Annotated in this window: 24 protein-coding genes; 2 read left to right on the top strand and 22 right to left on the bottom strand. The window is 32.6% G+C overall.

Features of this window, described 5'->3' with window-relative positions; translation table 11 throughout:
* From LCI24_RS10185 to LCI24_RS10140, 10 genes are all read right to left on the bottom strand, one after another.
* Positions 1 to 432 (bottom strand): organic hydroperoxide resistance protein, encoded by a 432-nt coding sequence (locus tag LCI24_RS10185; protein WP_275563654.1) that lies wholly within the window; start codon positions 430 to 432, stop codon positions 1 to 3.
* Positions 407 to 853 carry a MarR family winged helix-turn-helix transcriptional regulator gene (locus LCI24_RS10180; protein ID WP_274640288.1) on the bottom strand — a complete coding sequence of 149 codons (447 nt, stop codon included), beginning with the start codon at positions 851 to 853 and terminating at the stop codon, positions 407 to 409. The genes LCI24_RS10185 and LCI24_RS10180 overlap by 26 nt, the downstream gene beginning before the upstream one ends.
* Before the next feature lie 119 nt (positions 854 to 972).
* Positions 973 to 1413: a hypothetical protein gene (locus LCI24_RS10175; RefSeq protein WP_274640287.1), complete on the bottom strand. Its 441-nt coding sequence runs from the start codon at positions 1411 to 1413 to the stop codon at positions 973 to 975.
* Positions 1414 to 1512: 99 nt separating this feature from the next.
* Positions 1513 to 1665, bottom strand: a complete 153-nt coding sequence (locus LCI24_RS10170) for a hypothetical protein (protein ID WP_274640286.1) — start codon at positions 1663 to 1665, stop codon at positions 1513 to 1515.
* The gene (locus tag LCI24_RS10165; protein ID WP_274640285.1) at positions 1655 to 3223 is read right to left on the bottom strand and encodes a serine hydrolase; all 1569 of its coding nucleotides are present in this window, start codon (positions 3221 to 3223) and stop codon (positions 1655 to 1657) included. Before LCI24_RS10165 ends, LCI24_RS10170 begins: the two co-directional genes overlap by 11 nt.
* A gap of 142 nt (positions 3224 to 3365) precedes the next feature.
* On the bottom strand, positions 3366 to 3773 hold the full coding sequence (locus LCI24_RS10160) for a GNAT family N-acetyltransferase (RefSeq protein ID WP_274640284.1): 408 nt from the start codon (positions 3771 to 3773) through the stop codon (positions 3366 to 3368).
* A 196-nt stretch (positions 3774 to 3969) separates the two neighbouring features.
* Complete coding sequence (locus LCI24_RS10155) at positions 3970 to 6300, bottom strand: discoidin domain-containing protein (protein ID WP_274640283.1); 2331 nt, start codon at positions 6298 to 6300, stop codon at positions 3970 to 3972.
* Between the two features lie 206 nt (positions 6301 to 6506).
* Complete coding sequence (locus tag LCI24_RS10150) at positions 6507 to 7124, bottom strand: hypothetical protein (RefSeq protein ID WP_274640282.1); 618 nt, start codon at positions 7122 to 7124, stop codon at positions 6507 to 6509.
* Between the two features lie 17 nt (positions 7125 to 7141).
* Positions 7142 to 7519, bottom strand: a complete 378-nt coding sequence (locus LCI24_RS10145) for a nuclear transport factor 2 family protein (protein WP_274640281.1) — start codon at positions 7517 to 7519, stop codon at positions 7142 to 7144.
* 139 nt (positions 7520 to 7658) lie between these two features.
* On the bottom strand, positions 7659 to 8144 hold the full coding sequence (locus LCI24_RS10140; protein ID WP_274640280.1) for a GNAT family N-acetyltransferase: 486 nt from the start codon (positions 8142 to 8144) through the stop codon (positions 7659 to 7661).
* A gap of 223 nt (positions 8145 to 8367) precedes the next feature.
* Between LCI24_RS10140 and LCI24_RS10135 the strand changes: the two genes are divergently transcribed.
* Positions 8368 to 8967: a leucine-rich repeat domain-containing protein gene (locus tag LCI24_RS10135; RefSeq protein WP_274640279.1), complete on the top strand. Its 600-nt coding sequence runs from the start codon at positions 8368 to 8370 to the stop codon at positions 8965 to 8967.
* A 149-nt stretch (positions 8968 to 9116) separates the two neighbouring features.
* Here the strand turns inward: LCI24_RS10135 and LCI24_RS10130 are convergent, their stop codons facing one another.
* The 12 genes from LCI24_RS10130 to LCI24_RS10075 all read right to left on the bottom strand — a co-directional run bounded on the left by LCI24_RS10130 (position 9117) and on the right by LCI24_RS10075 (position 21235).
* Positions 9117 to 9272, bottom strand: a complete 156-nt coding sequence (locus LCI24_RS10130; protein ID WP_274640278.1) for a hypothetical protein — start codon at positions 9270 to 9272, stop codon at positions 9117 to 9119.
* 193 nt (positions 9273 to 9465) lie between these two features.
* Positions 9466 to 9627: a hypothetical protein gene (locus LCI24_RS10125; RefSeq protein ID WP_274640277.1), complete on the bottom strand. Its 162-nt coding sequence runs from the start codon at positions 9625 to 9627 to the stop codon at positions 9466 to 9468.
* A 176-nt stretch (positions 9628 to 9803) separates the two neighbouring features.
* Positions 9804 to 10001 (bottom strand): hypothetical protein, encoded by a 198-nt coding sequence (locus LCI24_RS10120; protein ID WP_273695388.1) that lies wholly within the window; start codon positions 9999 to 10001, stop codon positions 9804 to 9806.
* Between the two features lie 190 nt (positions 10002 to 10191).
* On the bottom strand, positions 10192 to 11124 hold the full coding sequence (locus LCI24_RS10115; protein ID WP_274640276.1) for a hypothetical protein: 933 nt from the start codon (positions 11122 to 11124) through the stop codon (positions 10192 to 10194).
* Between the two features lie 78 nt (positions 11125 to 11202).
* Positions 11203 to 11553: a hypothetical protein gene (locus LCI24_RS10110; protein ID WP_121148432.1), complete on the bottom strand. Its 351-nt coding sequence runs from the start codon at positions 11551 to 11553 to the stop codon at positions 11203 to 11205.
* 16 nt (positions 11554 to 11569) lie between these two features.
* Positions 11570 to 12277, bottom strand: coding sequence for a DUF3667 domain-containing protein (locus LCI24_RS10105; protein ID WP_121148434.1), 708 nt, complete (start codon positions 12275 to 12277; stop codon positions 11570 to 11572).
* 576 nt (positions 12278 to 12853) lie between these two features.
* Positions 12854 to 13075: a heavy-metal-associated domain-containing protein gene (locus LCI24_RS10100; RefSeq protein WP_099214139.1), complete on the bottom strand. Its 222-nt coding sequence runs from the start codon at positions 13073 to 13075 to the stop codon at positions 12854 to 12856.
* A gap of 118 nt (positions 13076 to 13193) precedes the next feature.
* On the bottom strand, positions 13194 to 15647 hold the full coding sequence (locus LCI24_RS10095) for a heavy metal translocating P-type ATPase (protein WP_274640275.1): 2454 nt from the start codon (positions 15645 to 15647) through the stop codon (positions 13194 to 13196).
* 86 nt (positions 15648 to 15733) lie between these two features.
* Positions 15734 to 16294: a helix-turn-helix domain-containing protein gene (locus tag LCI24_RS10090; RefSeq protein WP_274640274.1), complete on the bottom strand. Its 561-nt coding sequence runs from the start codon at positions 16292 to 16294 to the stop codon at positions 15734 to 15736.
* A gap of 51 nt (positions 16295 to 16345) precedes the next feature.
* Positions 16346 to 17302 (bottom strand): MBL fold metallo-hydrolase, encoded by a 957-nt coding sequence (locus tag LCI24_RS10085; protein ID WP_274640273.1) that lies wholly within the window; start codon positions 17300 to 17302, stop codon positions 16346 to 16348.
* Between the two features lie 189 nt (positions 17303 to 17491).
* A complete protein-coding gene (locus tag LCI24_RS10080; protein ID WP_274640272.1) occupies positions 17492 to 18529 on the bottom strand; it encodes a methyltransferase in 1038 nt (345 codons plus the stop codon).
* A gap of 144 nt (positions 18530 to 18673) precedes the next feature.
* On the bottom strand, positions 18674 to 21235 hold the full coding sequence (locus LCI24_RS10075; RefSeq protein WP_274640271.1) for an ATP-dependent Clp protease ATP-binding subunit: 2562 nt from the start codon (positions 21233 to 21235) through the stop codon (positions 18674 to 18676).
* A gap of 308 nt (positions 21236 to 21543) precedes the next feature.
* On the opposite strand from LCI24_RS10075, the gene gyrA reads away from it, so the two are divergent.
* Complete coding sequence (gyrA, locus tag LCI24_RS10070; protein WP_274640270.1) at positions 21544 to 24045, top strand: DNA gyrase subunit A; 2502 nt, start codon at positions 21544 to 21546, stop codon at positions 24043 to 24045.
* Positions 24046 to 24058 lie beyond the last annotated feature (13 nt).

Here is a 24058-nt window from a genome sequence, read left to right as displayed (position 1 = left end):
TTAATTATTTGTTGTATTTAATTTTACTTCAATATTTCCTCTTGTAGCATTTGAGTAAGGACAAACTTGATGTGCTTTTTCGGTTAAGGTTTTTGCTTCTTCTAAAGAAACATCGGGAATATTTACATCTAATGCTACTGCAAGTCCAAAACCACCATTTTCTATTTGACCAATACTAACTGTTGCTTTAACAGTAGTTGTACCCGTGTTGATTTTAGATTTTTTGATGACTAAGTTTAATGCACTATCAAAACAAGCTGAATACCCTGCTGCAAAAAGCATTTCAGGATTTGGATAATCGTCATTAGCTCCTCCCAGTGCTTTCGGGTGTCTAACATCAAGTTCTAAAACTCCGTTTTCACTTTTTACATGTCCGTTTCTTCCGCCAGTTGCTTTGGCGCTGATATTATAAATTGGTTTTATTTTTTCCATTAATCTGATTTAATATATGTTCTATTATATTTTTGAGCTCTGTTAATTTGTCAACAGGAATATTTAACGAAGTCATAATTTGACCAGGGACGCATTCTGCTTTTTCTTGGATATTTTCCCCCAGTTCTGTTAAATTAATTTTCACAACGCGTTCATCCGCTATCTCTCTTTTTCTCTCTACAAGTTTTTTCTGTTCTAACCTTTTAAGTAAAGGAGTAAGGGTACCACTGTCCAAATTAAGTTTAGAACCTATTTCTGAGACACTTTGACCACCTTCTTCCCATAAAACTAACATTACTAAATATTGAGGGTATGTTAAATCTAGCTTTTTTAGTATGGGACGGTATAAACTAATTACTTCTTTCGCTAGTGTATAAACTGGAAAGCATACTTGATTGGTTAATTTTAATTGTTCTGACATAATTGACTTATAAATGACGACACAAATATATTGCACAATTAAATTGCATACAATTTAATTATTGTGAAATTATGTGAAAATTATTTTAAGAATGTTAATTCGCTTGTTTTACTGAATGATTAACTGTTTAATGCAGTATTGAAATTTTGATATTCGTAGGTTATTGCTTGGGTGTAAAATTGTGTAGCTAATTTTTCATCTATAGGATTTTCTTTCTGATATTCAATTAAAAAGTTTCCGATAGCGTAAGCTCCACTAGGATCGTTGTTACCAGCAATCCAGGAAGCATAAAGATTTTTTGAAGAAGTAGGAGCAAGCTGTTCTGCTAACCAAGCCCATAAATATTCACAAGGTATCATTACTATAAGTGCATAAATGGGATCTTGATGAGAGGCTACCATAGACTCAAATAGAGAATATTGTTTACAAACTTCATTGGGTACAATTCCCTTAGCGTCTTTTATATGCCATGTTTTAGGAAATGTTTCATTGTATTTTTGATAGCTATCATATTTTTTGAATAAAAGTGCTTTAAGGATAGGATTCGAAGCTCTGTTCATAGCAGTTAAATAATCTTGGGCTCCGTTAAAACAATAATAAGCATCATTAATATTAAAACCTCCGTAATCTACTGGATTAAGTGTTCCTGATTTTATCTCTTAAATAAATTGAGTGTTCAATGCTTTATCAGCAATTTCTTGGCAAGCATTCCACATGTTCCAAAACAATGAATCTGCTGGTGGGGGAGCGGTTGATAATTTGTGCTCCGTTACAAATTTATGGTCCAGTTGGGTAGCTCTATTATTTCTCAATTCGTTTTAAATTTAAATCATGGAAATCAAAACTAAAATCAATATTAGGGGATATACCTTTCATTTTTATACCAATTGCTTTGCCTTCTTCATCTAAATTAAACGTAGCAAACGCATCGGCATTCATGTCTTTATATTCCCATTTAATTGCAAAAGTAGTCGCTTTGTAGTAGAACATTTGTCCATTCAATTTAGGTGAGCGTTTAGAAGTAAACCAAAGCTTTCCATTCTTTAACGATATTTCTACCTCACCAAACCAATTATCTTTATAAGTCCCAAGATAGTTGTTTAAATTGATGTTTACGGATTTGTTTTGCTCAACAGTTATCCAAACTTTGGTAGTTACTGAATCTGATTCTTGTCCAGTAGCTTTTGCTTGATCTGCTAATATTTTTACCCAATCTTTTGCTTGAATTTTTAAGTACGAATCCAAAATTGTTTCGGGAATAGAACTATAAGCTTTTCCGCCAGGTAAGGAGTTTGTTAAAACTACAATTCCCAAATCAAGCTCAGGAACTAAAACCGTTTTTGATAGCATGCCTGCTAAACCACCTGTATGGCTAATCACAATTTTTCCTTGTTTATCTGTGATAAACCAACCTAAACCGTAAGCGGAAAAATGTTGTTGAGTTCTAGGGTTGGGTTTTGTGGTGAATCTTAAGTTAGTATGAGGGCTCCACATTTGTCTTTGCTGTTTTCCAGAAAACAATTGATTAGATAACTCTTTGCCGTATTTTCCATTATTTAGTTGCATAAGCATCCATTGGGTTAAATCTTGTACGCTTGCATAAATACCACCAGCAGCTGCAATCAAATCGTTATCGTAAGTAGTTAATTGTTTAATTTTTTCTCCTTCAGAATCATGAGGTAATGCTAGGTTTGCATTTTTAGCTAATTTAGAACTTATAGGAGCAGAATTTTTCATTCCTAGTGGGTTAAATATTCTGGATTGTACAAAATCAGCCCAAGACATACCACTAATTCGATTTACGATTTCTCCTGCTACGATGTACAGAAGATTGTCATAATCGTATTTGGTACGAAAAGCTGAAACTGGTTTTTGATATTGAAAACTACTCACTACATCTTTGATGGTAAAATTAGATCCATCAGGGAAAAACATTAAATCGCCTGCCCCAAGTCCTAAACCGCTTCTATGGGTTAAAAGGTCTAGAATGGTAAAATTAGCGGTCACATAATCGTTGTACATTTTAAACTCAGGAATGTGAGTAATTACTTTATCTTCCCACTTTAGTTTTCCTTCATCAACCAATATTGCTAGGGTAGCGGCAGTAAATGCTTTTGAATTTGAAGCAATGGCAAACAAGGTGTTTTTGTCTACCTTTTCTTTATTTTTAATAGATTTAACTCCGTATCCTTTAGAGTGAATAACTTTTCCATCTTTTACTACAGCGACTGCAATTCCTACAGAAGGAGTTGATGCTAACGCTCTATTTACAAGAGCGTCAATTTCAGAGGAATTTATTTCTTGTGCGTTAATAGAGTTAGTTAGAAAAACAATGGTTATTAGTGAGAGAAAGAGAGTTAGTTTTTTCATAATTGATTTTGGGTTATGCTAGCTTTTTTTGAATGGTTAAAGCACCCAATTTAATAAATACAAACTGAATAGAAAATGCGCTAGGATTTTTAGAAGTAGGCAAGAACAAGCAATTACTTATAACCATTGTTGTGCGTTCGTTTTATTTTTTTAGGAACATTCCTTTTGATTCAGGCATAGTATTTTTAAACCCAAATTTTTCATATAAGAAAGAAGCATTTCCATCCGCAATCAAACTCACGTAACAAGATTCAGGTAATTCATCATTTATGAATTCAGTTAAATTTCTCATAATTATTTTTCCAAGTCCTTGTCCTTGATGTTTAGGTAAAATACAAATATCAACTATTTGACAAAAACACCCTCCATCTCCGATTATTCTTCCCATTCCGATTATCTCATTTTCAAATTCAATCATCATTGAATGAATTGAGTTTTTTAATCCGATTCGACTTGCTTTGTCAGTTTTACTTGATAGTCCACAATCAATTCTTAACTTTTGATAAATATCAATTGGGATTTGATTTTCTATTACTTTATAGTTTTTCATTTAGGTTTTTCTTAAATGACGCACAACGGTCTTGTGTATGAAACGTAGCGTATAAATAAACGCTAACTTTTCGGATTTAGCACGAGCCGAATTTTCATTTTTGCGAACTAAATATACTAATAAATCCCAAGCTAGTAACTTGGGATTTTGTGGTATCAATAATTATCTGTTTCTGTATTAGATTCTTGTAAGCGTTTTATTCTTTTATAATTTTATAGGTAAGCGTTTTTTTCTTGGTTTTTACATCAATAAAATACATTCCTTTAGGGGCTGATTTTAAATTAATGTTCACATTGTTTTGTGTAGTGTTTTGCTGTAAAATTGTTTGCCCTAAAAAGTTTCGTACTGTATAGGTAAACGGAGTACAGTCTTCACACTTGATATTCACCATACCTTTTGTAGGGTTAGGATATACGCTAAAGATATCTTCGATTTGTGTAGTGTTATCGGTTGTTTCAAACATTCTAGCTGCACTATTTGCTGATAGATTGATTACCGCACTAACTCCTTTATGGTCAGAAGGCCAAGGCAATTGATCTGCTTCAAACGTGTCGTTTTGGGTATTAGCAGTACTCGATACATTGTTAACATACGAAGCTTTTGGACCTACAAGAGCAGCACTCGTAGCAGAAAGGGTAGTACCTCGGTAAAAAATATAGTCAATACGATCTCTTTCGTCAGCTTCTGGTGTCCAGCTAGTGCTTCCAACCCCTGTAGCAACAGAAGGCCATGTGATACCAGGATTGGTAACTTCATCAGGATATACTTCTCTAAAAGCATCTACAAAACCATTATTTTCTAAAGTTTTGGTCGTATGCCAAGGGAATACTACTCCGTGATGGTCAAACATATTGGCTTGTCTTGAGGTCCAGTCTAAGTGCGAAGGTTCGTTAAAATCTCCCACTAAAATTACTGGACGAGTTTCATTTTTTATATGATTGATAAATGCAGCAATTTGCTCATCTCTTCGTGAACCTAAGTTTTGTTCTGAAATGATAGCAGGATCTGTAACTGGTTGCGGATCTTGATTCGAAGCACCTATTTTACTCCATCCAGTGTAAGGTGAAGAACCTCCACAGTTGTATCCTCTTGGAAGATAGGTAGCATAGTAAGTATAATCCAAGTGTGCCGTTGCTACCACTACACTTTGTCCGTTAACATCTACCTCAAAAACCGAAATCGCACCAAGGTTGGTACCCGATGAGGTAATTGGGTATTTACTAATGATAGAAACATCGCCATAAGCATAACCTCTGTTATAATTTAAGCCAATAGCAGCAAGGTTGTTTACAATTTTAGTAGTCCAATCCCCCGTATAGTTTCTTACTTCGCTAAAACATACAATATCAGGATTTACTTCAGCAATTACATCTCTAATATAGGTCATTCCGTTTGGTACTGAAGTTCCTTCTTGCCAAATATTAAATTGCAATACTTTAAGGCTATTGGTGTTACGTACAGTAATATAATTGGTTTTAATAGTGGTATTACTGCCCGTAGTATTACTAGCGGTTAAGGTTACATTGTAAGTTCCTTCGGTAGTATATGTTACTACTGGATTTTGAGCGGTACTGGTGGCAGGTGTTCCTCCTTCAAATGTCCAATTCCAAGAAGTAGGATTGTTGGTAGAACTATCTGTAAAAGAAATTTGTTGTCCTGCGATAATAGAAGAGGTGTTTGATGTAAAGTTAGCTACTGGAGCTCCTGCTTGAATTAAAGTTCCTCCAATATTGATTTCTGCAGCAGAGGTATAATTTCCTCCGTTGATATCAGAAGTAGCTACTAAGCGTACATATTGTCCTTGTTTTTTAGGAAAACTAACAGTTTTTTCTGTTTGATTGGAAGCAAAAGTTCCGGTGGCTACCGCAGCCCCCCAATTAGAAGGAGTATCACTTACATAAATTTGATAATCGGCTATGGTACCGTTAGTCCCTGTTTGGCGAGGTAAGTATTTTAGCTCGCAAACATCATAAATACCGTTTAAGTTAATCTGAATTTCATGTGGGTGCGTTGGTTGATTAGAACTCCATTCGGTATGCCAAATAGTTGATGAGTCACCATCAAAAGCATTAGTAGCTACTCCGTTTTCACCTGATGTTTCTTGACTGTCTACATATTGTAAAGTCCATCCAGATTGTGAAATAGGAGAGCAGGTTGGAGTTTCTGTACCCACCGTAAAACTTGAAGAAGCTAACACGGTATAACCGTCATTCTGAAAAAAATATACTTTATAAGTTCCAGTATTTGGTAAACCAGAGGAAAAGGTAACACTACCATTTTTCAGTTTTTTGGTAGCACTTTGTTTTCCATTTACATACAACCAATCAATAGAGCTTACAAGCCCAGGTGTATCTCCTTGATTGTAGACGCCAATCCAATCTTTTGAATTTCCTGGACCGTTAGAAAAATTGACAGTTATAGCTTCGTTAGGAGCATAAGTGGTTTTTGAAGGGTTTACACTTTGTGCGTGTAATTTGATAAGGCTTCCTATTAATAAGAAGCAAGCAAAAAAAATAGTTTTTCTCATGGGGGTTAAATTAGTTTGATGTTGTATAAATTCTTATTGAATCTAGACTACAGAAATAGTTAATTGATTAGTTGCCAAATTTATAAGTTAGTATTTTTTATAAGTGAAGAGAGCGTAAATAGTCTGTTAAGTCATTGTTATTTTTGTAGTTGTAAATAACAATTCTTAGTATGTTTACTTAAAATAGTAGAGGAGAACTAGGGGTGTTATTTGTTTTTATTTCTAAGCTCAATTTCCATTGCTCTTTTATAAAAATCAGCAAATTCTTTTTCATCATATTTAACTCTCATTGCAGCTAATACATCTGGTAACCCTAAACTAAACCAATCCCAAAGCATGGTGTCAAAATTGTATTTATACATTTGTTTACCTACTTCGTCTCTTATTTTTGTTATCTCAGAGTTAGAAATACCGTGTTTGTTTAGTAATTGGGTTGTTTTAATATTTTCTTCTGGAGTGTTTTCTGTGTCAAGGTATGGCTCTAATAACCAGTTCCAGTTTTTGGTTTCTCTAAAAGTAGCTATGTTGTTTCTTTCTGTAAACTCTTTAAGTAACTCGGCATGTTCTCGAGAGATAAATATAACTTCATTACCCATTTTAATTAATGGGGGATAAGATTGATGGCAAATAGCAATTATTTTACTAGCTTTAATTGTTTTATTAGGGAATACAGCTGATGGTTTAAAAGGGTATTCTGAAATTTCAATCTCAGTTTCTAGAATTTTAGCTTTTCCAATGCCACAAATCATATCATCTATTTTATAATTCGTAGCCCCAAAAAAGGTTCCTTTTTTACTAAATATTTTCTTTAAAAACTTCAGCATTTTTGATTGGTTGAGCTTTACTCATTTAAGTCATTTACTAACTTTCTAGAAATAACAGTGTCGTAAATTATTTTTAGCTTGGTTATTTTGTTTTCAGAATCAAGTTCAATAATATCAACAACATCAAACTCTACTTTTTCATTGTTTTTTAAAGTCCATTTATAGGTGAAGTAAAGAGCTAAATTGTTAGAATCATTTTGTTCAAAAATCCCTTTTAGGAAAAGTTCAGAATTAGAAGTGTCATTATTTAATTCACGATAAAATTTGTCAGCTTTTTTAATTCCATAGATAGGAGACTCAACAATTCCGTTATTGCTAAACAGATTAATAACCTTTTCTATATTTCCATTTTCTAGGTGTTCTAGGTATTTTTTAGCTATTTCACTTTTATTCATTAGTTCTAGGTTTATTTAAGATTACGTATACAGTCTTTCTAAAGGTAAGGTTTTAATCTTCGCTCAAAAAATAGTTGAATGTTAGTTTTTAGTATTAATGAATTAATATTCTTTTAGAATTTATATATGCAAAACATATTTATAAATTTAATTCGAGTATTTCTCCAGGTAATCCGTCAAAATCTTTAAACTCTTTTGAGTAGAATCCATTATTTGTTAAAACTTTTCTTGAGGGAATATTTTTAGGGTCTATTATTGCAAAAATTCTTTTTAAAGAGTTTTGTTTTTTACCTATTTCAATTAACCTTCTTCCAACAGTACTAGCAATTCCTTTTCCCCAGTGTTCAGGCAAAAGCATATATCCTAGTTCAGCTTCAGTAGTGTTAACCTCTGTTATTTTTAGTTTAGCTAATCCTAAAAACTCATTTGTATTTTCATCAATAATTTTGAAGTTACCGAAACTTGATGTAAGCCTGTTGTTTTTTATTAATTTTTCAAAGTCTTTTTTAGCTTCCTCTAATTCAATAGCTCTTTCGGTAATCATTTCCATGACTTTTTCATTATTTACGAGTTTGAAATAATCGGTAAAGTCAGATTCTGTAAATTTTGTTAGTATTATTTTCATGCAATATTTTTATGAGTTGTTTTCAGAATAGTAGCAATTTGATTAAAAATTTTAAAAAATCTAATTATCGCAATTTTGTATATCTGATCAGTAAACAGGGTTAGCCAGTATAATTACGAATATAAAAACAAATGCTACGAAAACAAACTACTTTTTATAGGCTATTACCTACCGTATACATTTGATACTTGTAATTAATAATAAAACATCATATCAAATAAAAATGGAAGAACAAGTTGCTATTTTAAAAAATGAGGATTATTCTTTTAGAGAACTTAACGGAGGTATTGCAATTTTAGATTATACAGGAAAGTCTACTGATATTGTGATCCCCGATAATATTAACGATAAACCTGTAAAATATATACTAAGGGAAGCTTTTGATAACAAAGGGCTCAAAGCGGTGGTTTTACCAAAGTTTCTAGAGTATATAGATGAAGATGCTTTTTATGAAAATGAAATTAAAGAGTTGGTAATTCCTTCAAAAGTAACAGAAATTAGAGGAGGGGCTTTTGGAAGAAATAAAATTGAAAAACTAGTTATTGAAGCACCAATTACAACGATTCATATGTTTTGTTTTGTAGGAAATGCGCTTACAAGTATAGATTTACCAGAGTCAGTAACTACATTGTATAACGATTGTTTTGCAGAAAATAATTTTGAAGAACTTACAATTCCAGAACACATAACAACCCTAGGGAGTGATTCTTTTAAAGATAGTAAGAAGTTAAGAAAAGTAATTTTGCCTCAAAAATTAGAAGGTAGTATTACTGGAGCTTTTAGAGGGGCAGATATTGATAATATTGATTTTGTGTTGTACTAGTTAGTATTAATTAGGGTTAACAAAAAACAGTCATTTTATCAAGTTAAGATGACTGTTTTATATTTAGTTGAATACTAAGCTTAGTTGTATTTAAAACAAGAATAGTTTTAAAAAGAAAATAGCGAACCGAAGTTCGCTGATAAATTTAATTACATTGTTTTGGGAACACACCTACAGTTTTCATCAAATTCATGATGATCATCACAAGGGTGAGGTAGGAAACGACATTCAGTTGTTCCTCCGTTAATAGATTGTTGTTCTTGTTTATTTAAAACAGAACCTAAGTTTGAAATGTTCTTTAACATAATTTTTAATTTAAAATTTTATCAAAACTAGGTATAAATAAAAATGAAAGAATCTTTAAAACCGTAATAAAAGTAAGGCAATTCCTTACTTAACTAAATTTAACAATTAGTTATTGTTGAAAAGAACTTACTATGTTTTTATGAATAATAGTTATATAATAAAAAAGTCCTCGGTGGACGAGGACAAATAATATTAATGAACGCAATCATCAAAGATAGCGCTAGCCAAATGTGTGCAACCTCCACTCCAATTTAAGCAATATCCTGAAGGACAAGATGTTTCTCCTTTACCATTAATAGATTGTTGTTCGTTTTTGTTTAAAACAGAACCTAAGTTTGAAATGTTCTTTAACATAATTTTGAGTTTTAAAATTTTCTAAACTTAGTAATAAAATAAAATGGAGAAATAAAATAAGCCGTAATAAAAGTAAGGTAATTCCTTACTTAACTAAATTTAACAAATAATTAGAGTTAAAGAAGTAATCATAGGATTTGGAGAAATAGAAAAGCGAACCGAAGTTCGCTTATTTTTTACTTAATCATTGTAAAACACTGACCGCTTCCTGAACAAGACCCAGCACATGTTCTTAAACAGTTGAAATAGTTTGGATTATTAAATGGTTCACAGTCATGACCACCTGTAGAGTAACAATCATCACCTTTTCCGTTAATAGATTTCTGTTCAGACTTGTTTAGGACAGTACCTAAGTTTGAAATGTTTGTTAACATAATTTAAGTTGTTTTAAAATTTATCAAACTTATAAATAAATCAAAATTAAGAAGTGGAAAAAAACATAAGAAAAGTAAGGTAAAACCTTATTTATTAGAGATATAACAAATAACTATTCTTAAAGAAGTATAGAGATGATTGAAACAAAACAGGAAAAGTTATCTCTATAATTATAGTTGTATCCAGTGTTTATTTTGTTAATATCCAGTTTATTAGGTCTTTTTTGTCTACAATAGCCCAACTATGAGGGTGTCGTTCACCATTTGCTCTATATCCTTTGTTAGTTGTTGGTATATACTCAACATTATTAAAACCTTTAGTTTTTAAACTCTCATATAATTTTTTGATATAGAAAGCATTCATTTGGTCATAATCAGCCATTCTATTCTTTTTCCACCATAGAGTATCAGGTTCGGTATAAAGTCTAATCTTAGTGTTTTTTAGTTTCTTTATGTTAGAAATATTGTCTGTACTAGAGGTAAATACAGCTTTTTCCTCGTATTTTTTAATACTATCTTTAGGGTTGCCAAAGTTATTACCTAATGTTTCTAATAGCCAAGTACTTTCTAGAATTGCAGGCTCTGAAAAGTTTCGTTCTATACTTTTTTCTGAAGATTCATATAGAGCAACTAAGTCTATTGGGGAATCTACTATAAATACCCCTTTTGGATCGATATAGAACTGTTTCTTCCCAACAATATAATTGCTTATTAAAAGACTAACAACTCCACCGCTAGAAAAGCCTCCAATAAAGATATTGTCAGTTGGCAATTGGTTTTCTGTAATTATATTCTGTAAGCTTTTGGCAAGTTGTTGTTTTTCGTTTTCTTCAAGCCATAATTTCTGATTAAGATTAGAAAGTATAACTGCAATATTATTTTTTCTAGCAATATCAAGAATTTTAAACTCTCTTTTAATGTCTTTAGCAACTTCTGGGTAACCTCCAAACAGAATTAAAACCGCTTTAATTTCTTTTGTTGGCTTATAAAGTTCGTAATCTTCTTTTATAAGTTCAGTAAACTCAGACTTTTCAAGAGTTACTTGTTGTTTTTCTTGTTTACTCTGCCTACAGGAAACAAATACAGTAAAAGCTAGAATTAAAATTATTGTAAGTTTTTTCATTTGTTAAATTGTGTAGAGCGGTTTAGATAAACTGTGTTTTAATGCAGTTTAGGTTTTGTTAGCTACTTTTTTTGTGTTTTACAATCCAAATATCTGAGGCGGTTGAATACCAATTTTTGGCAGTGCATCATGCATCACTCCTCCAACAGAATTATCCACTTTATACTTTCGTCCGGTCGGATCGATTCCAACATTTAGAATTATAATTTCCAGATAAATTTCATCCTTTTTATATCTCTCAATCCAATTCGTTTTAAATTCTTTTTCAATTGCTCTTAAAATCTCTTCATCTTGTAATTGAATATTAGCTCCACGATTTATAGTTGCTTGTTCTGATTTTTTTATCTCAATCGTTATGTTAGAATAAATTCCATCTTCTCCTTCTCCAAGAAAGAATTTGTTGGATGATATTGTGGAGTTGTTTTTCATAGAATTATAGCCATTGTTAGAAAAAGTATTTTATTCCTCCGATTATTCCAATAATTATAATTAATTGAATTATGAATAATATTAAAACGGTTATTGATATTAGAATTGCTTCAATTCTATCGTTATTATTTTTAAATATTCTATAAACTAACCATAGAATGACTAGATAAACTACTGGATCTAAAATTAATGGAAATCTGAAAATTAAGTAGCTTAAAATTCCTATTAAAGTAGCTTGTCCAATTATAAATGAACTTATAGCTAGATGTTCTATTAAATTATATTTTCTAAAAAATAGTTTTAATGATATTCCTAGTGGAATTATGCACAATACCCAAAAATACTTCAAGTAAGTTCTAATGAAAAGTCCAACGTAATTACCTGTCTCTTTAAGTTTAGATTTTGTAATACTATTTTCTTCGACTAATTCTTTTGGTACCTTAAAAAAGGTTATTACAATTATATATATGGTAATAGCAAGAATTAGAAACGAAATAGGGTTAAGAATCCCTTTTCTTTTTCCTAAAACATAGTCAATTGTAATTTTTCTTGGATGTAGCAATAGTGCTTTTATATTAAATAAAAGGCCTTTATCCATATTTGTAATAGATGAAAATGAATCTTCAACTATTGAACTTAAAGTTATTTTTTTAGTTCCATTTTTTTCACCACAATTCGGACAATATTTTTCATTGTGTTCAAAATTACAGGAAATGCAATTCATTTAATTCTTTAATTGAGTGTTCTGATTTTATTTTTGCCAACTAGTTTATATATGTAATAAAATTACTAATATGCACTTTACACAGTAGAATAAGTGGAAGATATAGCAATTTTATTAACACTCTCAAATATAAAAAAAGTAAGATAAAAAAGTGTAACTTTTTTATCGGGTCGACACCCCAAGCCTAATCGGGTCGACACCCCAAGCCTAATCGGGTCGACACCCCAAGCCTAATCGGGTCGACACCCCAAGCCTAATCGGGTCGACACTCCTTGCCTAAGGGGAGTGACACTCCCTCGGTAAGGGGAACGATGCTCACCGCCTAAGGGGAGTGTCATTCACTGCCTAAGGGGAGCAACACCAAACAAGTAAAAAGGTAAAATATTCGTATTGTGTAGAAAAATGTTTGTTAGGTGCCGTGGTGTATAAAGAAGTCTTTTTAAAAAACAAATACACCCCAAAGAGGAGTGTATTTAAGTGTAAAGTTTTATAAGTAGTTAACTTAACAGCTAACAAAAGCACAGGTGTTCTCGCTTGTTTCAATTTGTATTGTAAGTGAGAGTCGCGTAATTGTTTTTATACTAAAGGCTCTGCTTTAAAACCTTTACTTTTTACAATAGCAATTACTTCATCCGCAGTAATTCCTTTAGAACTTACGGTAAGAATTTTGTCATCAAAGTTAGTATCTACATTCCAATGGCAAATGCCCTCAGCATTGTCTAAATCAGCTTGTACTTTTGATACACAACCTCCGCAGTTAAGGTTAGTTTTAAATTTTAGTTCTTTATTGCTTTCCATTATATTAAAAATTTACTTGTTATTGAATACTACAAATTTCAGCACAACACCGTTATTTTTTGTTGTACAATTTAAAGATTGATTTGTGAGATTTACAGATTTACTTACTAAGTGAGGTTTAAAATGTTTTGACACTTGCTAGTGCCAAAACACTTGTTATTTTTTTCCATTTTAATCGTAAGCTATTGGTAATCACACTAACACTACTCATAGCCATAGCCGCACCAGCAATCATAGGGTTTAGTAAAAAACCATTAAATGGGTATAAAATACCAGCTGCAATAGGAATACCAATAAGGTTATAAATAAATGCCCAAAATAGGTTTTGTTTAATGGTAGCCACCGTTTGTTTTGATAGTTTTATAGCTTGTGGTATTTTACTCAGGTCAGATGATATAATGGTCATTTTAGCAACATCCATCGCAATATCACTACCTTTTCCCATGGCAATACTCACATCAGCAGTAGCTAAGGCAGTACTGTCGTTAATACCATCACCCACCATAGCAACAGTTTTTCCTTGTTGTTGTAATTCTTTTACAAAATCGGCTTTGTGTTGTGGTAATACTTCAGCTTTGTAATGTTGAATACCTGTTTCTTCAGCAATAGATTTTGCAGTAGCTTCGTTATCACCCGTAAGCATATATAACTCAATATCCATAGCCTGTAGCTCCTTAATAGCTTGTACTGAGGTCTCTTTTATTTTATCCGAAATAGCAAGTACAGAAAGTGTTTCCTTATTATTAGCAAACCAAATAACTGTTTTAGCCTGTTTGCTCCATTCTTCCGCCTGTTTTAAAAGTTCGTTAGCTATGGAAATGTTGTTTTCTGCTAATAGTTTTTTATTACCAACAAAAAAGGTTTCTCCATTATAATCAGCCTTAGCACCTTTACCAGTAATACTGTCGAAATTTGTTAGTGGGGTAGTGGTAGTATCTCCTAAAAACTTTACAACAGCTTCTGCTAATGGATGTTCAGATTTTTTCTCAATACTTAAAAGAATGTTCTTGGCAGTATCATTATTCTGTAACCAAGATATACCAGTAACTTCTGGCTTTCCTTCGGTAATGGTTCCTGTTTTATCTAAAATAATAGCGTTTACTTTTTTAGCAGATTCAAGGCTTTCAGCGTCTTTAATTAAAATACCGTTTTCGGCACCTTTACCCACACCCACCATAATAGCAGTAGGGGTAGCGAGACCTAAAGCACAAGGACATGCAATAACCAATACGGTGATGGCTGCTAATAATCCTTGAACAACTCCGTTATCCCCACCTAAAATAAACCATATAATAAATGTAATAACAGCAATACTCATTACTACAGGTACGAAAATACCTGCAATTTTATCAACCAATTTCTGTACAGGAGCTTTACTACCTTGTGCATCTTGCACCATTTTAATAATCTGAGCAAGCATGGTTTCTTTTCCAACTTTAACAGCTTTAAACTGAAAACTTCCTTTCTGATTAATGGTTCCTGCAAATACTTTTTCATTTTCTTCTTTTAGTACCGGAACAGGTTCACCACTTAACATACTTTCATCTACATACGAGCTTCCTGTAGTAACCATACCATCTACTGCAATTTTTTCTCCTGGTTTTACAAGAATAGTATCACCTACGTTCACTTCTTCAATAGCAGTTTGCTTTTCCGTTCCGTCAGGTTGTATCACAACCACAGTTTTAGGCTGTAAACCCATCAATTTCTTAATGGCAGATGAGGTGTTTCCTTTGGCTTTTTCTTCTAATAACTTTCCTAAAAGAATAAATGCAATAATAACTGAAGCAGACTCAAAATATACATGTGCTTCTAGTCCTCTAGATTCCCAAAACTTAGGAAATAGCATGTTAAATACACTAAATATATAAGCTATACCCGTACTTAAGGCTACTAGGGTATCCATATTTGCAGAACGATGTTTGGCTTGTTTCCATGCATTGATAAAAAAGTCTTTACCAAACCATAGCAAAACTGGGGTAGAGAAGGCCCACATAATAGGGTTTGCATAAGGCATGTTCATAAAAAACATACCAATAACAACCACAGGTAACGAGAGTATTACCGACCAAATGGTTTTGGTTTTTAATTGGTTGAATTTCTTTTCGTGAATTGCTTCTAGGGTTTCTTGCTGTTTGGTTTCGTCTTCAATTAACAAATCATAACCCGCACCTTGTACTGCTTTTTGCAGTTTTGTAGCATTGGTCATATTAGGAAGGTATTCTACCGTTAAGTTTCCGCTAGCAAAATTTACTGAGGCATTTACTACCCCTGGTTCAAAGCTAACAATACTTTCAGCACTTCCTGCACAAGAGGCGCAAGTCATACCCAATACAGGAAAAACTTTTTTTACAGTAGTTACACCGTAACCAAGGTCTTTTATAGCAGTAACGGCGTTCTCAAGAACTTCTTCGTTGGTAACTGTAATAGCAGCTCTTTGGTTGTTTAGTTCTACTTTATGGGTTTCAATTCCTTCAACATGTGCTAAGCCTTTTTCAACGATTAAAGCACAGTGTTCACTTTCTACACCTTCTAAGGGTAGGTAAATGATATCTTTATTATTTGTTGCCATTTTTTCTTGTATGAATTTGTATACTACAAAGTTGGCTATAAGTTAAAGAAAATTTATTGTGGAATTTTGTAATTGATTTATAAGATTTACACCTCGTCTAATGGTGTACGTTTGTCTTTACGGATTTTTTTGAAGTGACTCGGGGTTAATCCTGTTACTTTTTTAAACTGATTACTTAAGTACGCTACGCTTGAATAGTGTAAACGGAAAGCAATTTCACTCAACGATAATTCATCGTAAACAAGTAACTCTTTTACCTTTTCTATTTTTTGAGCAATAAAATACTTCTCAATAGTAGTGCCTTCTACTTCAGAAAAAAGGTTAGATAGGTAGTTGTAATCGTGATGTAGTTCGTTGCTTAATAATTCAGATAAATTGATTTTTGTTTCACTGTCTTGATGATGCACTAAGTTGATGATTAGGTTTTTAATCTTTTCAATAATGCGACTTTTTTTATCGTCAATAATCTCAAACCCTAAGCTAAGTAAGGTTTTGTTTAAGTGTTTTCTTTCTTCGGAAGTAAGCTCTTTTTCAACTGTAACTTCACCTAATTTAATATTCTTTACACCCACACCTAGCTTGTCTAATTCATTTTGAATGACTAGGATACAGCGATTGCAAACCATGTTTTTGATAGTGAGCGTCATAGTGTTTTTAATTATAGATGTTAGGTTTACAAAGATAAAAAGAAGTGATTGCTATAAATCAAAAACAGTTTCAATTTCTGCAATTCTATATCCTTGTGATGTTACAAATTTACTTTCTTCACTAGTAGAGTTTATTACAGGGTTTGTATGGTTGAAGTGAATAAAGATAATTTTGTTCTTTTCTTGTTTACTTAAGTCTTTAAACTTATCTAAACTTTCAACAATAAAAGGGTGTGGTATCTGGCTAATATCTCTACTATTTATTTCTTTTCCACTATAAAAAGTAGCATCTAAAAAAGCATAGTTTACTTTTTTAATTTCATCAATAATGTTTTTGTCCCATTTTTCCCACTTGTCAATATCAGGAATAAACAAAGCACTTTTATTAGGGCCCGTTATTCGGTAGCCTACGGTTTCAGAGTATTCGTCTCTATGAGGGACAATAAGTGGAGTAACCTTAATGTTTTTGGATAGCTCAATTGGTTTTTCATTTTCTATTGGATGAAGCTCTATGTTTTTTCGAGTAATCAATTGATCCCAAGGACCATTTTTAGATAAGAACTCTTTCATTCTAGGCATAGTATATACAGGTGTGTTGTCAGCATCCATAGCTTCTTTACCTAAATACATTAAACCAGTATAGTGCCCTATGTGAGCATGTGTTAAAAAGATTCCATCTGCAATTTCTTTGTCAGCACTATCTTCTAGTTTGGTAAGTGTTTTCATTTGTGACGTAATATCTGGAGTTGCTTCAAATAAGTAGGTTTTTTGATGTTGTTTGTCAATTATTCCTAATGAAGTTACCTGTCTTTTTTTATCAGGATTCTTAAAAAGGTTAGTGCAACATTCTTTTTTACATGCAATTTGTGGAGAGCCTGCATCTTGAATAGTTCCTAAAATAACAATAGAGGTATTGCTTGTATTTGTTTTGAATGTTTTTTCTGAAGATTTATTACCAGCACATGAAAGGATAAAGAGAGTAATGAAAAGAATACAGTATTTATTCATAATTATAGCTTGTTGGTAATAATGTGTTTTAATTATCAGTTAAAAGTACAAATTTTAATACTAGAAAGAAGAGGGGAAATTTATTACTCTTTATATAATGATAGGTATAGTATGAAAAAATCCCAAGTGTTATTTACTTGGAACTTTTATTTCATGGCCTTTGTTTATTTCATACGAGAGTTTTTAGAATTATTTAACAGCAATAATGGCACTTGCAGGACCAGTTAAATGCATCAATCTAGTATTACTAAAACCTGCTTCTTTTGCCCAGTTATTAAAATCAGAAAGGGTAAAATCGTAACCTTCATCAGTTTCAATAATCATGTTTAGCGACATCATTAAACCAAAAGCATTTTTATTTCTTTCATTATCAATTATATTTTCAATAATAATTAAAGATCCTTCTTTAGGTAGGGCGTTATAGGCTTTTTTTATAAGTGTTAACTTATCTTTTGTACCCCAATCATGAAGAATGTTTCCCATAGTAATAACGTCTGCTTTTGGTAATTCATTAGTAAAGAAATCACCTGAGTGAATTTCTATTCTGTCGTTTAAACCAAAACGAGTTACATTTTCTTTAGCTATTGGTTCAACAGCAGGAAGGTCAAAAGAAATACATTTTATGTGTGGATTATTTTTAGCTATTTGTATTGATAGGTTTGCTCCAGAGCCACCAACATCACATAGCGTATTGTATTTAGAAAAATCAATATCACGAGCTAATTTTATGAAGTTTCCAGCCTGAACACCTGACATTCCGTGTATAAATTCTCGAAGCTTATTTTCATCTGCATAAATAGCTTCAAATATTGGCTTGCCACCATTTTTTGTCTCGTTTTGTGGTTTTCCAGTTATTAAAGCTTCTTCTAAATTGTTCCAAAAAGGGTACAATCTGTTGTTAGACATTTCCAATATGCCTCCCATATAACTTGGTTTGTTTTTATCTAAGAATAAGTTGGTGTCTTCAGAATTACTATATATAGCACTTTCTTTTAATCCAGAACGCTCTAAGAAACCTAAAGCAACTAATGTGTCAAGAAAGTCGAAAAGAGATCTATCATGAAGTTTGAGTTTGTCTTGAATTTCTTTTCCTGTTAATCCTTCATTAGCTAAATGCGTGAATAACCCCATTTTAACTGCAGTAAGTAAGGTTTTTGAAGCCCAAAAACCCATGCCTACTTCCATGATTCTTGAAGGGGTAATTTGGTTTTCATTTGTTGAGTTCATAGTTTAGTTGTTGTAGTTAATAATTAATCTTTTTAGTTTTATTAAGTTCAATTATTAGGGATAAATGAAACTAGTTTATGAGCAGGGGTAAAATTATGAGGGTAAAAAAAATCCCAAGTAAGTAACACTTGGGATTTTTATTTTTTAATTGTCTTCGTCTATTTCTGTTCTAGACTCTTTGGGTTTTTCACCTTTTTCTATTTTTATGATGAGTTTTTTGTCTTTCTCATCTAAATCCATAAAGATAGCATCACCTTCATCAAGTTTTGAGTTTACAATTTCTTCAGCTAATGCATCTTCAATGTATTTCTGAATAGCTCTTTTTAATGGGCGAGCTCCATATTGTTTATCAAAACCTTTATCGGCAATATAGTCTTTGGCTTTATCACTTAACGTAAGTTTGTAACCTAAATCATCAATACGTCTTAGTAATTTGTCTAATTCAATATCAATAATCTTATGAATGTCTTCACGCTCTAATGAGTTAAAGATTACAACATCGTCAATACGGTTTAAGAATTCAGGAGCAAACGATTTCTTTAAAGCACCTTCAATAATACTTTTAGCATGTGCATCTTCCTGCTCTTTTTTAGAAGCAGTTCCAAAACCAACACCACCACCAAAATCTTTAAGTTTACGAACTCCAATGTTTGAAGTCATAATAATAATGGTGTTTCTAAAATCTATTTTACGACCTAAACTATCAGTTATGTGTCCATCATCTAACACTTGTAATAACATGTTAAATACATCAGGATGTGCTTTTTCAATCTCATCTAACAAGATTACAGAATAAGGTTTACGACGTACTTTTTCAGTTAATTGTCCACCTTCTTCATAACCAACATATCCTGGAGGTGCACCAATTAAACGAGAAATAGCAAACTTCTCCATGTATTCACTCATGTCAATTCTAATTAAAGAATCGTCAGAGTCAAACAATTCACGTGCTAATACTTTAGCTAACTGTGTTTTACCAACACCAGTTGAACCTAAGAAGATAAAAGAGCCAATTGGTTTGTTAGGATCTTTTAACCCAACACGGTTACGTTGTATAGCTTTTACTACTTTGGTAACGGCTTCATCTTGACCAATTACTTTACCTTTTATTAATTGAGGTAATTCTGCTAAACGGCTACTTTCTGCTTCGGCAACACGATTTACAGGAATTCCTGTCATCATTGATACCACTTCAGCAACATTATCTTCAGTAACGGTTTCACGATGTAGTTTAGAGTCTTCTTCCCATTGGTGTTGTGCAGACTCTAAGGCTGTTTCTATATTCTTTTCGTCATCACGAAGCTTTGCAGCCTCTTCATACTTTTGTCCGCTTACCGCTTTAGTTTTACGTCCTCTAATTTCTTCTAGTTTCGCCTCTAATTCTAAAATTTGTTGCGGAACTACAATATTTGTAATATGAATTCTTGATCCAGCTTCATCTAAAGCATCAATAGCTTTGTCTGGTAAAAAGCGATCAGTCATATAACGATTGGTTAATTTTACACAAGCTTCAATAGCTTCATCTGTAAAAGTAACATGATGATGCGATTCATATTTACCTTTAATATTGTGTAAAATTTGTATAGTTTCTTCAACTGTGGTAGGATCTACAATTACTTTTTGAAAACGACGCTCTAATGCACCGTCTTTTTCAATGTTGGTTCTGTATTCATCTAAAGTAGTTGCACCAATACATTGAATTTCTCCTCTTGCTAAAGCAGGTTTTAACATGTTAGAAGCATCTAAAGAACCTGTAGCTCCTCCAGCACCAACAATTGTATGAATTTCATCAATGAATAAAATGATATCATCATTCTTTTCTAGTTCATTCATCAACGCTTTCATACGTTCTTCAAACTGACCTCTATATTTTGTGCCAGCAACTAAGCTAGCTAAGTCAAGAGAAACAATGCGCTTATCGAATAGAATTCGAGATACTTTTCTGTCTACAATACGTAAAGCTAATCCTTCTGCGATAGCAGATTTACCAACACCTGGCTCACCAATAAGCATTGGATTGTTCTTTTTTCGTCTACTCAAAATCTGAGAAACACGTTCAATTTCTTTTAAACGACCTACAACAGGGTCTAATTTTCCTGCAACTGCTAAGGCTGTTAAATCACGTCCAAAGTTGTCTAAAACAGGAGTTTTAGACTTTTTAACTTGCTTTCCTTTTTGCGATTGTTGTCCATAAGGATTTGACTTTTCGTCAGCAAACTCATCATCTGAAGGAGTTTCTCCAATTGGTGAAATAAACGTGTCGTCATCTACGTGTAGTTCTTTATACAAGTTTTTAGCCTGCTCATAATCTACATCATACTTTTGAAGTAGTTTAGTGGTAGGATCGTTCTCGTTACGTAAGATACACAGTAATAAATGTGCAGTGTCTATAGCGTTACTTTGATATAATTTAGCTTCTAAAAACGTTGTTTTTATAGCTTTTTCTGCTTGTCTGGTAAGATGTAAACTCTTCCTTTGAGGGCTTGAAAAAGATGGGGTTGTAGGATTTAGTTTTTCTAGTTTATTACGTACTAAATCTAAATCAACATCAAAAGTTGTTAATATTTCAATGGCTTTTCCGTCACCTTTCCTAATCAAACCTAACAAAAGATGCTCTGTTCCAATAAAGTCATGTCCTAGTCGTAAGGCTTCCTCTTTACTGAAAGTAATCACATCTCTAACCTGTGGTGAAAAATTATCGTCCATATATTTATTTTCTATCTCTGTAAAGTTAGTAAGTTTTTTTCTTAAAAATTACAAAAAAGGTGCCAATAGTTTTCAACTGACATTCTGACGAGTAAAATAAGGTGTTTTAATGTTTAATAACCTTATAAAATTGTTAATAAATAACCGTAAAACAGTCTATATATTTTTTGTGTAAAACTGAGGGTTATAGTATCTTGCAATGTTTTAGAAAATGCAGAGAACTAGAAAGCATTTCAAAAGTGAGTTTTATCGAGTGTAAAATTCACTTTTTTGACGAAAATAAATACTAATATTTTAAAAGAAAATATATGGCAGATGGCGAAAAGTTGATACCTATCAACATTGAAGAGCAAATGAAGTCAGCATACATCGACTATTCTATGTCGGTGATAGTATCGAGAGCATTACCAGATGTAAGAGATGGTTTGAAACCAGTGCATAGAAGAGTGTTGTTTGGTATGCATGAATTAGGAATTAAATCTACAGGAGCATATAAAAAATCTGCAAGAGTTGTAGGGGAAGTATTAGGTAAGTATCACCCACACGGAGATACTTCTGTATACGACTCAATGGTACGTATGGCACAAGACTGGAGTGTGCGTTATATGATGGTTGATGGGCAAGGGAACTTTGGTTCGGTTGATGGTGATAGCCCTGCAGCAATGCGTTATACCGAGGTACGTATGCAGAAAATATCAGAAGAAATGTTGTCTGATATTGAAAAAGATACTGTTGATCACAAGTTAAACTTTGATGATACGTTACAAGAACCTACGGTATTACCAACACGTATTCCTAACTTATTAGTTAATGGAGCATCAGGTATTGCAGTAGGTATGGCAACAAACATGGCGCCGCATAACTTAACTGAAGTTATTAATGGTACTATTGCCTATATTGATAATAGAGATATTGAGATTGATGAGTTAATGCAACACATCAAAGCGCCTGATTTTCCTACAGGTGGAATTATTTATGGATATGACGGCGTAAGAGATGCTTTTCATACTGGTCGAGGACGTATTGTAATGCGTGCTAAAGCTACTATTGAAGAGGTAAAAGGACGTGAGTGTATCGTCGTAACTGAGATTCCTTACCAAGTGAATAAAGCAGAAATGATTAAGAAAACTGCAGACTTGGTTAATGATAAGAAGTTAGAAGGTATTGCAAGTATTCGTGATGAATCTGACCGTAAAGGAATGCGTATTGTTTATGTTTTAAAACGTGACGCAATTCCTAACATTGTTTTAAATAAGCTATTTAAGTATACACAGTTACAAACTTCTTTTAGCGTAAACAATATTGCTTTAGTTAATGGTCGCCCAGAGCAATTAAATTTAAAAGAATTAATTCACTACTTTGTAGAGCATAGACATGAAGTAATTGTTCGTAGAACAGAATTTGAATTAAAGAAAGCTGAAGCTCGTGCTCATATTTTAGAAGGATTAATCATTGCTTCGGATAATATTGATGAAGTAATTGCTATTATTAGAGGTTCTTCTAATGCTGATGAAGCTCGTGAGAAGTTAATTGAACGTTTTGAATTAACAGAAATCCAAGCGCGTGCTATTGTTGAAATGCGTTTACGTCAGTTAACAGGACTAGAACAAGATAAATTACGTGCAGAATATGATGAAATCATCAAAACAATTGCAGATTTAAAAGATATTCTAGCTAATGAACCAAGACGTTACCAAATTATTAAAGATGAATTATTACACATCAAAGAAAAGTATGGTGACGATCGTCGTTCAGTAATTGAATATGCGGGAGGAGATATGAGAATCGAAGACATGATTCCTAACTCTAAAGTAGTAGTAACTATTTCGCATGCTGGTTATGTGAAGCGTACAAACTTAGATGAATATAAAGTTCAGAATAGAGGAGGGCGTGGACAAAAAGGAGCAACTACTCGTAATGAAGATTTCTTAGAACACTTATTTGTAGGTACCAACCACCAATATATGTTGTTCTTTACTCAAAAAGGAAAAGTATTCTGGATGCGTGTGTACGAAGTTCCAGAAGGAGGAAAGAATACGAAAGGTAGAGCTATTCAAAACTTAATAAATATTGAGCAAGACGATAAGGTAAAAGCATTCTTGGTAACAGGTGATTTAAAAGATGAAGATTACATCAACAATCATTACGTTATTATGGCTACCAAACGTGGTCAGGTTAAGAAAACACCTCTAGAGCAATATTCTCGTCCAAGAGCTAATGGTATCAATGCAATTACTATCAAAGAAGGAGATGAGTTATTAGAAGCGAAGTTAACTACTGGAGATAGCCAAGTAATGTTAGCACTTAAATCTGGAAAGGCAATTCGTTTCGAAGAAGCTAAAACACGTCCTATGGGAAGAACAGCTTCAGGAGTTCGTGGTATTACATTGTCACATGATAATGATGAGGTAATTGGTATGGTTGCTGTAAATGATATGGAAAGTAATATCTTAGTAGTTTCAGAAAAAGGATATGGAAAACGTTCTAATTTAGAAGATTACCGTATAACGAACCGTGGAGGTAAAGGAGTTAAAACATTGAATATATCAGAAAAAACTGGTAATTTAGTCGCTATCAAGAATGTTGATGACTCTAATGACTTAATGATTATCAATAAATCTGGGTTAACTATAAGGATGGCAGTAGAAGATTTACGTGTTATGGGTAGAGCAACTCAAGGGGTTAAGTTAATCAATATTAAAGATAATGATGATATTGCTGCAGTAGCAAAAGTTATGCATGAAAAAGACGAAGAAGAAGATGGCACGGAAATTGAAAATGAAACAAACGAAAGTCAAGAACAACAATAAATAAATCATAACT

It is taken from the genome of Tenacibaculum larymnensis, assembly GCF_028829235.1.
GTDB classification, from domain to species: domain Bacteria; phylum Bacteroidota; class Bacteroidia; order Flavobacteriales; family Flavobacteriaceae; genus Polaribacter; species Polaribacter larymnensis.
This window is presented reverse-complemented; position numbering and strand designations above follow the sequence as displayed.

Coding starts and splice junctions, on each gene's coding strand:
- LCI24_RS10085 (WP_274640273.1), bottom strand. CDS start 17,302: ATGAATAAATACTGTATTCTTTTCATTACTCTCTTTATCCTTTCATGT.
- LCI24_RS10090 (WP_274640274.1), bottom strand. CDS start 16,294: ATGACGCTCACTATCAAAAACATGGTTTGCAATCGCTGTATCCTAGTC.
- gyrA (WP_274640270.1), top strand. CDS start 21,544: ATGGCAGATGGCGAAAAGTTGATACCTATCAACATTGAAGAGCAAATG.
- LCI24_RS10185 (WP_275563654.1), bottom strand. CDS start 432: ATGGAAAAAATAAAACCAATTTATAATATCAGCGCCAAAGCAACTGGC.
- LCI24_RS10115 (WP_274640276.1), bottom strand. CDS start 11,124: ATGAAAAAACTTACAATAATTTTAATTCTAGCTTTTACTGTATTTGTT.
- LCI24_RS10150 (WP_274640282.1), bottom strand. CDS start 7,124: ATGCTGAAGTTTTTAAAGAAAATATTTAGTAAAAAAGGAACCTTTTTT.
- LCI24_RS10165 (WP_274640285.1), bottom strand. CDS start 3,223: ATGAAAAAACTAACTCTCTTTCTCTCACTAATAACCATTGTTTTTCTA.
- LCI24_RS10100 (WP_099214139.1), bottom strand. CDS start 13,075: ATGGAAAGCAATAAAGAACTAAAATTTAAAACTAACCTTAACTGCGGA.
- LCI24_RS10075 (WP_274640271.1), bottom strand. CDS start 21,235: ATGGACGATAATTTTTCACCACAGGTTAGAGATGTGATTACTTTCAGT.
- LCI24_RS10120 (WP_273695388.1), bottom strand. CDS start 10,001: ATGTTAACAAACATTTCAAACTTAGGTACTGTCCTAAACAAGTCTGAA.
- LCI24_RS10140 (WP_274640280.1), bottom strand. CDS start 8,144: ATGAAAATAATACTAACAAAATTTACAGAATCTGACTTTACCGATTAT.
- LCI24_RS10125 (WP_274640277.1), bottom strand. CDS start 9,627: ATGTTAAAGAACATTTCAAACTTAGGTTCTGTTTTAAACAAAAACGAA.
- LCI24_RS10110 (WP_121148432.1), bottom strand. CDS start 11,553: ATGAAAAACAACTCCACAATATCATCCAACAAATTCTTTCTTGGAGAA.
- LCI24_RS10155 (WP_274640283.1), bottom strand. CDS start 6,300: ATGAGAAAAACTATTTTTTTTGCTTGCTTCTTATTAATAGGAAGCCTT.
- LCI24_RS10130 (WP_274640278.1), bottom strand. CDS start 9,272: ATGTTAAAGAACATTTCAAACTTAGGTTCTGTTTTAAATAAACAAGAA.
- LCI24_RS10095 (WP_274640275.1), bottom strand. CDS start 15,647: ATGGCAACAAATAATAAAGATATCATTTACCTACCCTTAGAAGGTGTA.
- LCI24_RS10180 (WP_274640288.1), bottom strand. CDS start 853: ATGTCAGAACAATTAAAATTAACCAATCAAGTATGCTTTCCAGTTTAT.
- LCI24_RS10105 (WP_121148434.1), bottom strand. CDS start 12,277: ATGAATTGCATTTCCTGTAATTTTGAACACAATGAAAAATATTGTCCG.
- LCI24_RS10175 (WP_274640287.1), bottom strand. CDS start 1,413: ATGAACAGAGCTTCGAATCCTATCCTTAAAGCACTTTTATTCAAAAAA.
- LCI24_RS10160 (WP_274640284.1), bottom strand. CDS start 3,773: ATGAAAAACTATAAAGTAATAGAAAATCAAATCCCAATTGATATTTAT.
- LCI24_RS10080 (WP_274640272.1), bottom strand. CDS start 18,529: ATGAACTCAACAAATGAAAACCAAATTACCCCTTCAAGAATCATGGAA.
- LCI24_RS10145 (WP_274640281.1), bottom strand. CDS start 7,519: ATGAATAAAAGTGAAATAGCTAAAAAATACCTAGAACACCTAGAAAAT.
- LCI24_RS10135 (WP_274640279.1), top strand. CDS start 8,368: ATGGAAGAACAAGTTGCTATTTTAAAAAATGAGGATTATTCTTTTAGA.